This window comes from Amycolatopsis sp. NPDC043887 (assembly GCF_056435665.1).
On sequence record NZ_JBWKEB010000014.1, the window covers coordinates 79,204 to 90,624 of the forward strand.

Consider the following 11,421-nt stretch of genomic DNA (forward strand, 5'->3'; position numbering starts at 1 on the left):
GGCACACCTTAAACGCCGTGAAGGCCTCCTTCCCTAACTTGAGCGTAGGGAAGGAGGCCTTCACGGACTTACGAACTCAGGACTTCGACAGCCGGTCGAATTCCTCGCGCGGGTTGTTGATCTGGCCGAGCGAGATGACCTCGCGCCGGAACAGGCCACCCAGCATCCAGTCGAACAGGATGCGGATCTTGCGGTTCCACGTCGGCATCGCCTTGAGGTGGTACGCGCGGTGGAAGAGCCAGGCCGGGAAGCCCTTGATCTTCAGGTTCAGCGCGTCGGCGACACCCTTGTGCAGGCCGAGGCTGGCCACCGCACCCAGGTTCTTGTGGTAGTAGTCCTTCGGCTTGCCGCCGCGGATCACCTTGATGATGTTCTTCGCCAGCAGACGCGCCTGGCGAACTGCGTGCTGCGCGTTCGGCGGGCAGGTCGCGGTCGGGTCCTGCTCGGTACGCGAGAGGTCCGGCACGGCGGCGTTGTCACCGGCGGTCCAGACGTCGGGGTGCCCGACGACCTGCATCGCGGCGGTGGCCTCGACGCGGCCGCGCTTGTCGAGCGGCAGGTCCGAACTGGCGAGCACCGGGTTCGCCTTCACGCCGGCGGTCCAGATGATCGTGTCGGTGTCGAACTCGGTGCCGTCCGAGAGCACGACGTGGCCGTTCTCGAACGACTTCGCCGCTGTCGACAAATAGACTTCGATACCGCGCTTTTCGAGCTGTTCGACGGTGTACACGCCGAGCGTCTCGCGCACCTCGGGGAGGATCCGCCCGGCCGCCTCGACGAGCACCCAGCGGATGTCCTCGACCTTGAGGTTCGGATAGTAGTTCTCCACCGCGAACCGGGTCATGTCCTCGAGTTCGGCGAGCGCCTCGATACCGGCGAACCCGCCGCCGACGACGGTGAACGTCAGCAGGCGCTTGCGCTGCTCGGGATCGAGCGTGCTGGCGGCCTCGTCCAGCTTCGTCATGACGTGGTTGCGCAGGTAGATCGCCTCGCCGATGGTCTTGAAGGCGATGCCCTCCTCGACCAGGCCCGGGATCGGCAGGATGCGCGCGACGGCACCGAGTGCGACCACGAGAACGTCGTAGTTCAGCTGCTCGACGTGCCCGTCGGCGGCCTCGACCGTCACGGCCTTGCGCTCGTGCTCGATCTTCGTCACGCGCGCGGTGAGCACGTGGCAGCGCTTGAGCACGCGCCTCAGCGGCACGACCACGTGCCGCGGTTCGATCGCACCGGCCGCCGCCTCGGGCAGGAAGGGGGCATAGGTCATGTGCGGCTGCGGATCAACGACCGTCACGGACGCTTCGTTGGCCCGGAGCATCTTCTGGAGCCCGTACGCCGTGTAGAGCCCGACGTACCCACCACCAAGGACGAGGATCCGTGTCGGTTCCGACTTAACACCAGCCATATTCCTATAGTCGCACCCATCAGCTGAGATCGCTCGGAGACCCCATCCGGCTGTGACCAGCGTCGCCACGGTTTCCGCACCGATTCAGTTCAGGCCGGCCGCCGAGGTCGCGGAGGCCAGGACATCGCACACCATGTCAAGGGTCAGGCGGCCGGTCTGGACATTGCGCTGCGACACGTGATAACACCCGAAAAGGCGCAGGTCGCCGAGTTCCAGTTCGGCTCCGTGGCCGAACTTCGGGCGTGGTGCGGGCACCGGCCAGCCCGCCTCCGCGAGCACCGGCAGCAGGGCCTGCCAGCCGAACGCGCCGAGCACCACGACGGCCTTCAGTGTCGGTTTCAGCAACTCGAGCTCCGCCGCGAGCCACGATCGGCAGGTTTCCCGTTCCTCAGGTGTGGGCTTGTTGGCGGGTGGCGCGCATCTCACCGGGGAGACCATCCGGGTCCCTCGGAGCTCGAGGCCGTCACCTATACGGGTCGACGTCGGCTGCGACGCGACCCCGACCCGGTGAAGCGCCTTGAAGAGAACGTCACCGGACGGGTCGCCGGTGAACAGGCGGCCGGTCCGGTTCGCGCCGTGCGCCGAAGGGGCGAGGCCGACGATCGCCAGCGACGCGTCCGGCGGGCCGAAGCCGGGCACCGGCCGGGCCCAGTAGGTCTCACCGGCGAAGGCCGCGCGCTTGACCACGGCGATCTCCTCACGCCACGCGACCAGCCGCGGGCAGGCGCGGCAGCTGACGACCTCGGCGTCGAGTTCGGCGAGCGAGCGGAACCTCATAACGCCTCTTTCAGCGCGTCCCGGGCGAGACGGTCGGCTTGCCGGGTGGTCTCCGGCTGACGGAACGCTCGACACAGCCGCAGCACCTGGCGGCACGCGTTGTCCAGCGAGATCTTGTGGCCGACGGAGACATAGAGAGGCTTCACGCCGTCTTGGGTGCGCAGGACCGCGCCGACGACGTCGCCGTCATCCAGCAAGGGCGTCCGCGAGCCGCGTTCGGCCCCCGGTTCGTCGTGCTCGCCGACGAACCGGGTCTTGCCGACACCGACGGACGGCAGGCCCGTCACGACGCCGACGTGGCAAGCGAGCCCGAACCGGCGTGGGTGGGCCAGGCCGTGGCCGTCGCAGATCAGCAGATCCGGGACGTGGTCGAGCGCGCGGAGGACGTCGAGCAGCGGGGGCAGCTCGCGGAACGCGAAAAGGCCCGGTTCGTAGGGGAACGAGATCCGGGAAACGACGGTTCGCTTCTCCACGACGCGGAATCCGTCGATTTCGAGGGTGACCGCGGCGGCCGCGATCAGGCCGCCGTCCTCGTCGTAGGCGACGTCCAGCCCGGTGACCGTGACGATCTCTTGTGGACAGCGATCTTCGAGTTCGACCAGGCCACGCAGGGTTTCCTGGATCCCGATCGCCTCCTGGGGCGTACTCGGGCGATCATGCGCCGTGACGATGTCCACTCCTACAGACTGCCAGTAGGTTGGGGACATGCCGGACACCAATCCCGATGAAAAGGCCACCGACGAGAAGGACACCCCGTCGGTGGAAACCAAGGTCGAGCCGACCGACGACCTGGTCACCACGAAGCACACGCTCACGCTCAAGCGCAAGAAGCTCGCCTACACCGCCCAAACCGGGCGGATCGTGCTGCGGAAGGAGGTCATCACCGACGGCAAGTCCGAGGGCTACAAGGCCAAGGCCGAGGTGTTCGTGACCTCCTACACTCTCGACGACGCGGAGCCCGGCTCGCGCCCGGTCACGTTCGCGTTCAACGGCGGGCCCGGCTCGGCGAGCGTCTGGCTGCACATGGGCCTGCTCGGCCCGCGCCGGGTGCTTTCGGGCGATGTCGACGACCCGGTCGCGCCGCCCTACGGGCTGACCGACAACCAGGAAACCCTGCTGGCGCACAGCGACCTGGTGTTCATCGACCCGGTGTCGACCGGCTATTCGCGCGCCGTGGACGGCGAGGCCGCCAAGGAGTACCACGGGTACACCGCCGACATCGAGTCCATCGGCGAGGTCATCCGGCTGTGGGTCTCGCGCAAACAGCGCTGGCTCTCGCCGAAGTTCCTGGCGGGCGAGTCCTACGGCACGCTCCGCGCGGCCGGGCTGGCGTCGCATCTCCAGGAACGCCACGGCATGTACCTGAACGGGCTGCTGTTGATCTCGTCCGTGCTGGACCTGGGCACGCTGCGGTTCACCGAGGGCAACGACCTGCCGTACTCGCTCTACGTGCCGACGTACGCGGCGATCGCGCACTACCACGGCCTCCACGGCGACCGGCCGCTCGACGACGTCCTCGCCGACGCCGAGGACTTCGCGGCCAAGGAACTCCCCTGGGCTCTGGCGCGCGGCGCGCGACTGTCCACACAGGACCGTGCCGACGCGGTAGCGACGCTCGCTTCACTGACCGGGCTGAGCGAGTCCTATGTGGACCGGGTCAACCTGCGGATCGAGCACGTCCGGTACTTCACCGAGCTGTTGCGGGACAAGGGTCTCGTCGTCGGCCGGATGGACGGCCGGTTCACCACCTGGGAGCCCGACGGCGGCCGCGAGCACATGAGCGACGACCCGTCGATCTCGCGGATCATCGGCGCCTACACGGGCGGGCTCAACCACTATGTGCGGGCCGAACTCGGCTACGAGAACGACCTGCCGTACGAGGTCTTGTCGACGGACGTCTTCAAGGCCTGGTCGTACTCGGACTTCGAGGGCCGCTCTGTGTCCTCTGTGGACTCACTCGCGTCGGCGATGCGGGCGAACCCGCACCTTCAGGTGCACGTCGCCTTCGGCCACTACGATGGCGCGACACCGTACTTCGCTTCGGAGCATGTGCTGGCGCGCCTGCAGATTCCCGAGGAGCTGCGGGAGAACATCGACACGGCGTACTACCCGGCGGGGCACATGATGTACGTGCACGAGGAGTCGCGGGTGCGGCAGGCAAAGGACCTGGCGAAGTTCATCAAGAACGCGTCGGGGAAGTAGCCCCCGCTCCTACCGCGACCCCTGTCTGCCAGTGCCATGAAAGGTCCTTTCCTTGCAAATTTTGCAAGGAAAGGACCTTTCATGGCACTCCGGGATCGAATCCTGTCGGACCTGCCGGTCATTGTGTCGGCATGTACCTATCTAGAGCTCCGCTAACGGATTCATACCTACGCCAACACAGTCGGCACGGCGTCATCCGTGTGGCGACCCTGGAGAAACTCGGGGTCACGCAAAGCACGTCGTATCGAAGATGCCAGCCTGGTGGAAGGTGGACTCACCTGCTACCAGGCATCGTCCTTCTCTCGAAGGAACAACCAACCGCACGGCAACGAGTGGAAGCCGCGCTGATGCTCACTGACTCCCGGGGCGTCGTCACCGGCTTCGAAGCCACGCGACGATACGGCCTACGACAGTCCGGCCCCCATGGGACCGTCCATGTACTCATTCCCCAACAGCGCAAGGTACGAAGCGTCAAGTTCGCGATCATCGAACGAACGATCTCGATGCCGGAACGTCGGGTGATCGAAGGGGTCCCGCTGGCAGCACCGGCTCGAGCGGTCTTGGATGGTGTGAGGCGCATTCGGGACCTCGAACCGGTTCGGGCTCTGCTCATCGAAGCCATCGAGGCGGGCCTCTGCACAGTGGACGAGTTGTGCGCCGAACTCGAGTCCGGCAGCAGACGCGGAACAGCCCTTCCTCGTGCCGTGCTCCGAGAGCTCGCCGCCGACGTCAAGTCGGTCCCCGAAGCAGCATCGCTGGCGATCTGGGAGAAAGCGGGACTGCCGCCTGCCGAGCGGAACGTCAAGATCTATGATGCCTTCGGCAACTACATCGGCAAGCCCGATTCATGGTGCGACGAGCTTGGCATGGCATGGGAAATCGATTCGTATGCCTTCCACTTCGGCAGGGACGCTTATCGAAAGACCCTCCACCGCAACAATCGTTACGCGGCCGCGGGGATCGTCGTCGTCCAGACCTTGCCGTCTCGGATTCGCGACGAACCGGAGAAGGTCATCGCCGAACTCCGTGCCGCGGCCGACGCAGCGGCACGGCGTCCGAGACCCGATGTCACTGTGGCGCACACCGACCGAGCCGCCTGACCCGCGCATGCTATGAAAGGTCCTTTCCTTGCAAATTTTGCAAGGAAAGGACCTTTCATAGCACTCCAAGGAACCGAAGGGTCAGCCCCGCAGGTACTGCGAACCCCGCGTGACGGCCGACCAGGCGTCGACGGCACCGTGGCCGTAGAAGCCGTTGAACGAAGCGTCACCGGTGCAGGTCGCGGTGAACGACGCGTCCCGGCCTTCCTTCAGGTAGTCGACGGTCCGCGGCACCGGGCAGGCGATGTCCGAAGCCGTGCCTTCGAGCACCCGCTGCACCGCGTCCGGGTTCATCCCGAAGTCGCGCGAACCCTTGCCGTACTGCGAAACGATGAGCGCGGCGACACCGCTCGCGTGCGGCGACGCCATCGACGTGCCCTGCAGCCACTGGTAGTAGCCGACGCGGCCGTCTGCGGCGGTCTCCTTCTTGATGCCGGCGGCGACACCGTCGGGAGTGACGTTCCCGGCCGCGTCGATCATGCCTTCCGCGACACCGACGTTGCGCGGGTACGTCGAGAGGATCTGGTTCTCGACAGTGCGGAACCACGGGGTGCCGTAGTAGTCACGGAAGTATCCGCCGGGCGCGGACACCGAGATCTGCTCGACGCCGTAGTTCGAGTAGTCCGCCTTCGCCTGCGAAGGACCGAAGGAGGAGACACCGATCGTGTGAGGGCCCTCGATGGGCATCGAGAGGCAGCTCGCGTTGTCGATCTGCCGCGGGTGCGTGCTGTTCGACGGGTAGCCCGGGCTCGACGCGTCCGGCTGCGGGGTGGCGAGGTCGCTGTGCTGGTTGCCCAGCGAGACGACCTGGGTGACACCCTTGCGGTGCGCGTAGTTCAGCGCACGGGTCGTCGCCTCGATGATGGTGCGCTGCTCGGCCTGCTGCGCCGGCGTGTCCGCGGGGTTCGCGGTGCAGTTGTACAGCCAGGGGTCCGTGAAGAAGCTCATGTTCACGACGTCCACCCCGGCGTCGCCGGCGTAGGTGATCGCGTCCACGGTCGACTGCAGGAAGAAGAAGCCCGAGTCCTGACCGGCGCGGATGTTCACCAGCGTCACGTTCGGCGCGACACCCGAGACACCGAAACCGTTCGCGGCGGCGCCGATGGTGCCGGCGACGTGCGTGCCGTGCCCGTTGTCGTCGTGGTCAACCGGGTCGACGCAGCTGCGGAATTCACACGGTCCGTCGACGACGGCGCCGTTGACGTCCGAGACGATGTCCTTCGTGAAGTTCCGCGACGCCGCGCGGTCGAAGTTCGGCGCGATGTCCGGGTGGCTCCCGTCGACGCCGGTGTCGATGACACCGACCTTCACCCGCTTGTCACCCGGCTGCTTGGTGCGCGAGAGGTCCGACCGGACCGACTTGAGTCCCCACAACTGGTCGTCGAGCGGGTCCATGCCGACGGCGTTCGCCTGCGCGGGCTTCTTGGCCGACGCGGCGCCACGGCCCTCCTTCTCGACGACACCCGGCTTGACCTTCGCCTTGCCGTTCTTCGGCGCGGTGCCGATCGGCTTCGCCTTGGCCGCACCGAAAACCGACCGGTCCGCGGAGACCCACTCGGCGAACCCGTTGGCGGGCGCGGTCGCGGTGATCAGGCCGACCGCGGCGTTGCTCGTCACGACGGTGCCCCCGGCGGCGCGGATCGCCCTTTCCACCGACGCGACATCGTATGTATCGACACCGCGGCCTTCACGGGCCAATACGGAGAATTCGGTCGTGGCGCCGGAAAGCGCCGGTTGCGCTGATGCCACCGGAGCAGCGACGATCGCGCCGAACAGCGGTACCGCGAGCGCGATCACGAGAGATCTGGGCTTTTTCACTTCCTGCCTCCTGAAGAAAACTATTCGTGCAAACTACGTCAGCTATACCCACGTATCAACGAAGTCCCGACGAAAGTCAGGGGACGACGGTTTTCTCCTCCGCGAAATGACAGGCGGACAAATGCCCGCCGGACCGGGTGATCAATTCTGGTTCCTGATCGGCACAAATGTCCCGCGCCTTCCAGCACCGGGTGCGGAACCGGCAGCCCGACGGCGGATCCAGCGGACTCGGCACGTCGCCTTCCAGCCGGATCACCTGCCGCTGCCCGCGCAACGCCGGATCCGCGACCGGCACCGCGGACAGCAGCGCCTGTGTGTAAGGATGCGAAGGACGCTCGTAGATCTCCTCTTCGGTTCCCATTTCCACGATCTTGCCGAGGTACATCACCGCCACACGCGTGGAAAGGTGACGGACAACCGACAGATCATGTGCGATGAACACATAGGAAAGGCCGAATTCCTTCTGCAGATCACCGAGCAGGTTCATCACCTGCGCCTGGATCGAAACGTCGAGCGCGGAAACCGGTTCGTCGCAGATGATCACCTTCGGCCGCAACGCCAGCGCCCGCGCGATCCCGATGCGCTGACGCTGGCCGCCGGAGAATTGGTGCGGATAGCGGTTGATGTGCTCCGGGTTCAACCCGACGACGTCGAGCAGCTCCCGCACCTTCGCCGCCCGCGACCCCTTCGGCGCCACCTCGGTGTGGATTTCGAAGGGTTCGCCGATGATGTCGCCGACCGTCATCCTCGGGTTCAGCGAGGTGTACGGATCCTGCAGCACGATCTGGATCTCGCGCCGCAGCCTCCTCAGTTCGGCTCCCCGCAACGCGAAGATGTCGCGGCCTTCGAAGGTCGCGAGCCCGCCTGTGGGTTCTTCCAGCCGCATCAGCACCTGGGCCAAAGTGGACTTGCCACAACCGGATTCCCCCACCACACCGAGCGTTTCGCCCGGCATGAGGTCGAAGGAGACGCCGTCGACGGCCTTCACGTGCCCGATGGTGCGTTTGAAGAGGATCCCGGCCCGTACCGGGAAGTACTTCACCAGGTTTTCGACGCGCAGAATGGGCTCAGACACGGTCGCCCACCACCTCGTCGGCGAAGTGGCAGGCGCTGACCCGGCCGAAGCCGAGGCTGTGCAGGGCCGGCCGTTCGGTCTCGCACCGGCTTTCCGCCCGCGGGCAGCGCGGATGGAACGGGCATCCGGGCGGGACGTTCAGCAGGCTCGGCGGCAGGCCCTTGATGGTCTCCAGCGTCTGTCCTTTGAGGTCGAGCCGCGGCAGCGAGGCCATCAGCGCCTCGGTGTAGGGATGCCCCGGCGAACGGAACAACTCGGTGACGTCGGCCTGTTCGACGATCCGGCCGGCGTACATCACGGCGATCCGGTCGGCGACCTCGGCGACCACCGCCAGATCGTGGGTGATCAGGATCAGCCCCATCCGCCGTTCTGCCTGGATCTCCGCCAGCAGGTCCATGATCTGGGCCTGCACGGTGACGTCGAGCGCGGTCGTCGGCTCGTCCGCGATCAGGAGATCCGGGTCGAGCGCGAGCGACATGGCGATCATCGCCCGCTGCCGCATCCCGCCCGAGAACTGGTGCGGATACTCGCGGACCCGGCGGGCGGCGGCGGGGATGCGCACGGTGTCGAGCAGTTCGATCGCCCGTTTCCGCGCGTCCTTTTTGGACATCCCGAGCCGGACGCGCAGCTGTTCCTCGATCTGGAATCCCACGGTGAACACGGGGTTCAGCGCCGACAGCGCGTCCTGGAAGATCATCGCGATCTCCCCGCCCCGCACCTCACGCCGCCGCTCTTCGGTGGCGGTGAGCAGATCCTCGCCGCGGTAACGGACCGCGCCGCCGGTGACGACGGCGGGCGGGCTGTCGAGGATACCCATCACCGTCTGCGCGGTCACACTCTTCCCGGAGCCCGATTCTCCCAGAACGGCAAGGGTTTCCCCGGCGTGCACGGAGTAGTCGACGCCGTTGAGCACGGTCGCGACGCCATCGGACGTGCGGAATTCGACATGGAGGTCTTCCACCTCCAGCAGCAGTTCGTCGGTCACGGACGATCACCGGGCCTTCGGGTCGAGCGCGTCGCGGATACCGTCACCGAGCATGACGAACGCGAGCACGGTGATGGTCACGAACCCCGCGGGGAACAACAGCATGTGCGGATTCACCCGGAAGTAGTCCCGCGCGTCGCTGATCATCACACCCCACGAGACGACCGGCGGCCGTACACCGACGCCGAGATACGCGAGCGTCGCTTCCGCGCCGATGAACGCGCCGAGCGCGATGGTCCCGTAGACCAGCACCGGCGCGACCGTGTTCGGCAGCAGATGCCGGAACACGATGCGCGGTGTGCTCGCCCCGAGTCCGCGCGCGGCTTTGACGTAGTCGAGTTGTTTGGCCACCAGCGTCGCCGACCGCATGATGCGCATCGCCACCGGCCAGCTCAACGCGGCGATCGACACGACCACCTGCACGATGATGGTGACGACCCCGGGGTTCGAGCCGGGCGCGTTGAACGTGGTCAGGATGACGATCGCGCCGAGCACGAACGGCAGCGCCGCGAAGATGTCGCCCACCCGCGAGAACAGGCTGTCGACGAGACGGCCGTAGTACCCGGCGATGATCCCCACCACCGAGCCGATCAGGATCGTCAGCACCGTCGCGAAGACACCGACCAGCAGCGACGCCCGCGCGCCGTGGATGGTCCGCGCGTAGACGTCGTAACCCTGGTTGTCGTAACCGAACCAGGCGTCCGCGGACGGCCCTTCGTTGGCGTGGAGCAGATCGCTGAACCCGGCGGGCCGGGAACTGAACAGGTCGGGCACGATCGCGATGAGCACGACGAGCGTGATGATGACGGCGGAGATGATGAACGACGGCCGCTTGCGCAACATCCGCCAGGCGTCGCCGCCGAGGCTGCGCGGTTTGTGCGCCTCCGCGGAATCGTCGGCGACACCGGCACCGGCGACGTCCACAGAGGACACCCCGCCGGCCACATTGGGGTCAGTCATAACGGATCCTCGGGTCGAGAACGGCGTAGAGCAGGTCGACGATGAGACTCACCAGCAGATAGACCATCACCAGCAGGACGACGACGCCGGTGACGGTGGCGCCCTCCCGGTTCTGGATACCGCGGAAGATGAGCCCGCCGATGCCGTTGATGTTGAACACGCCTTCGGTGACGATGGCCCCGCCCATGAGCGCGCCGATGTCGGTGCCGATGAAGGTCAGCACCGGGATCACCGAGTTCCGGAGCAGGTGCACGCCGACGACCCGGCTGCGCGGCTGCCCCTTCGCGACGGCCGTGCGGACGTAGTCGGCGTGCCGGTTCTCCGCGATGCTCGTTCTGGTCAACCGGGCTATATAGGCCATGGAGAGACTGCCGAGCGCGATTCCTGGCACGATCAGCTCGCCGATCGTGGCGTCCTCGGACACGCTCGCGTCGATGATGCCCAGTTCCGAACCGAGGACGATCTGGAGCACGATCGCGGTGACGAACACCGGGATCGAGATCAGGAACGTGGTGGACATCAGCACGAGGTTGTCGAGGAAACCCTTGCCGCGCAGGCCGGTCAGGATGCCCGCGGACAGGCCGATGATCGCTTCGATGGCCACCGCGATGAGGGCGAGCCGGACCGTCACCGGATAGGCGTTCCCGATCAGTTCGCCGACCGAGACGCCGTTGAAGGTCTCGCCCCAGTCGCCGCTGAACAGGTTGCCGAGGTATTTGAAGTACTGGACGAAGATCGAATCGTCGAGATTGAACTTCTCGGTCATCATCTCGATGTAGGCGGGCGGGCAGGCGACCTGACCGCATTTACCGGCGAACGGGTCACCGGGCACCGCCCACACGAGGGCGTAGATGAGGAACGTCGTGCCGAAGAAGACCGGGATGAGTTGAAGTAGGCGTCGGAGGATGTATTGGGGCATGCGCGTGCCGTCCTGAGGATCGCGTGGTGGGAGCCTTCGGTCCGGCGGGTCGTGGGGGGGGGTTTTGGGTTTTCCCCCCAACCCCCCCCCCCCCCCCCCCACCCCCGCCCCAGTTACACCACCACAACTCCCTCCCCCTAAAAGATCCCCTCTTGTCACCCCACGAGCAGACGGCTCCCC

10 protein-coding genes are annotated in these 11,421 nt (G+C 66.4%); 2 read left to right on the forward strand and 8 right to left on the reverse strand.

The genetic code is table 11. The features are described from left to right. Window positions 1-76: 76 nt before the first annotated feature. The 3 genes from AC069H_RS31960 to nfi form a co-directional block, all read right to left on the reverse strand. A complete protein-coding gene (locus AC069H_RS31960; protein ID WP_007028829.1) occupies window positions 77-1,405 on the reverse strand; it encodes an NAD(P)/FAD-dependent oxidoreductase in 1,329 nt (442 codons plus the stop codon). Between the two features lie 84 nt (window positions 1,406-1,489). Then, window positions 1,490-2,182, reverse strand: coding sequence for a uracil-DNA glycosylase (locus AC069H_RS31965; protein ID WP_478234796.1), 693 nt, complete (start codon window positions 2,180-2,182; stop codon window positions 1,490-1,492). Beyond that, entirely contained in the window at window positions 2,179-2,859 is a 681-nt protein-coding gene (nfi, locus tag AC069H_RS31970) for a deoxyribonuclease V (protein ID WP_478234797.1), read from the reverse strand. The genes AC069H_RS31965 and nfi overlap by 4 nt, the downstream gene beginning before the upstream one ends. 28 nt (window positions 2,860-2,887) lie before the next feature. On the opposite strand from nfi, the gene AC069H_RS31975 reads away from it, so the two are divergent. Both AC069H_RS31975 and AC069H_RS31980 read left to right on the forward strand, forming a co-directional pair. Beyond that, window positions 2,888-4,384: a S10 family peptidase gene (locus AC069H_RS31975; RefSeq protein WP_478226172.1), complete on the forward strand. Its 1,497-nt coding sequence runs from the start codon at window positions 2,888-2,890 to the stop codon at window positions 4,382-4,384. 332 nt (window positions 4,385-4,716) lie between these two features. Next, window positions 4,717-5,484 carry a hypothetical protein gene (locus AC069H_RS31980; protein ID WP_478234798.1) on the forward strand — a complete coding sequence of 256 codons (768 nt, stop codon included), beginning with the start codon at window positions 4,717-4,719 and terminating at the stop codon, window positions 5,482-5,484. Window positions 5,485-5,565: 81 nt separating this feature from the next. Here the strand turns inward: AC069H_RS31980 and AC069H_RS31985 are convergent, their stop codons facing one another. The 5 genes from AC069H_RS31985 to AC069H_RS32005 form a co-directional block, all read right to left on the reverse strand. Continuing rightward, window positions 5,566-7,302 (reverse strand): S8 family serine peptidase, encoded by a 1,737-nt coding sequence (locus tag AC069H_RS31985; protein ID WP_478234799.1) that lies wholly within the window; start codon window positions 7,300-7,302, stop codon window positions 5,566-5,568. A 76-nt stretch (window positions 7,303-7,378) separates the two neighbouring features. Further along, window positions 7,379-8,377 (reverse strand): ABC transporter ATP-binding protein, encoded by a 999-nt coding sequence (locus AC069H_RS31990; RefSeq protein ID WP_478234800.1) that lies wholly within the window; start codon window positions 8,375-8,377, stop codon window positions 7,379-7,381. Beyond that, window positions 8,370-9,362 carry an ABC transporter ATP-binding protein gene (locus AC069H_RS31995; RefSeq protein WP_340687042.1) on the reverse strand — a complete coding sequence of 331 codons (993 nt, stop codon included), beginning with the start codon at window positions 9,360-9,362 and terminating at the stop codon, window positions 8,370-8,372. Before AC069H_RS31995 ends, AC069H_RS31990 begins: the two co-directional genes overlap by 8 nt. Window positions 9,363-9,368: 6 nt before the next feature. Beyond that, on the reverse strand, window positions 9,369-10,322 hold the full coding sequence (locus AC069H_RS32000) for an ABC transporter permease (RefSeq protein WP_478234801.1): 954 nt from the start codon (window positions 10,320-10,322) through the stop codon (window positions 9,369-9,371). Continuing rightward, entirely contained in the window at window positions 10,315-11,241 is a 927-nt protein-coding gene (locus tag AC069H_RS32005) for an ABC transporter permease (RefSeq protein WP_478226167.1), read from the reverse strand. Before AC069H_RS32005 ends, AC069H_RS32000 begins: the two co-directional genes overlap by 8 nt. Window positions 11,242-11,421 lie beyond the last annotated feature (180 nt).

Coding starts and splice junctions, on each gene's coding strand:
- AC069H_RS31960 (WP_007028829.1), bottom strand. CDS start 1,405: ATGGCTGGTGTTAAGTCGGAACCGACACGGATCCTCGTCCTTGGTGGT.
- AC069H_RS31965 (WP_478234796.1), bottom strand. CDS start 2,182: ATGAGGTTCCGCTCGCTCGCCGAACTCGACGCCGAGGTCGTCAGCTGC.
- AC069H_RS31975 (WP_478226172.1), top strand. CDS start 2,888: ATGCCGGACACCAATCCCGATGAAAAGGCCACCGACGAGAAGGACACC.
- AC069H_RS32000 (WP_478234801.1), bottom strand. CDS start 10,322: ATGACTGACCCCAATGTGGCCGGCGGGGTGTCCTCTGTGGACGTCGCC.
- AC069H_RS32005 (WP_478226167.1), bottom strand. CDS start 11,241: ATGCCCCAATACATCCTCCGACGCCTACTTCAACTCATCCCGGTCTTC.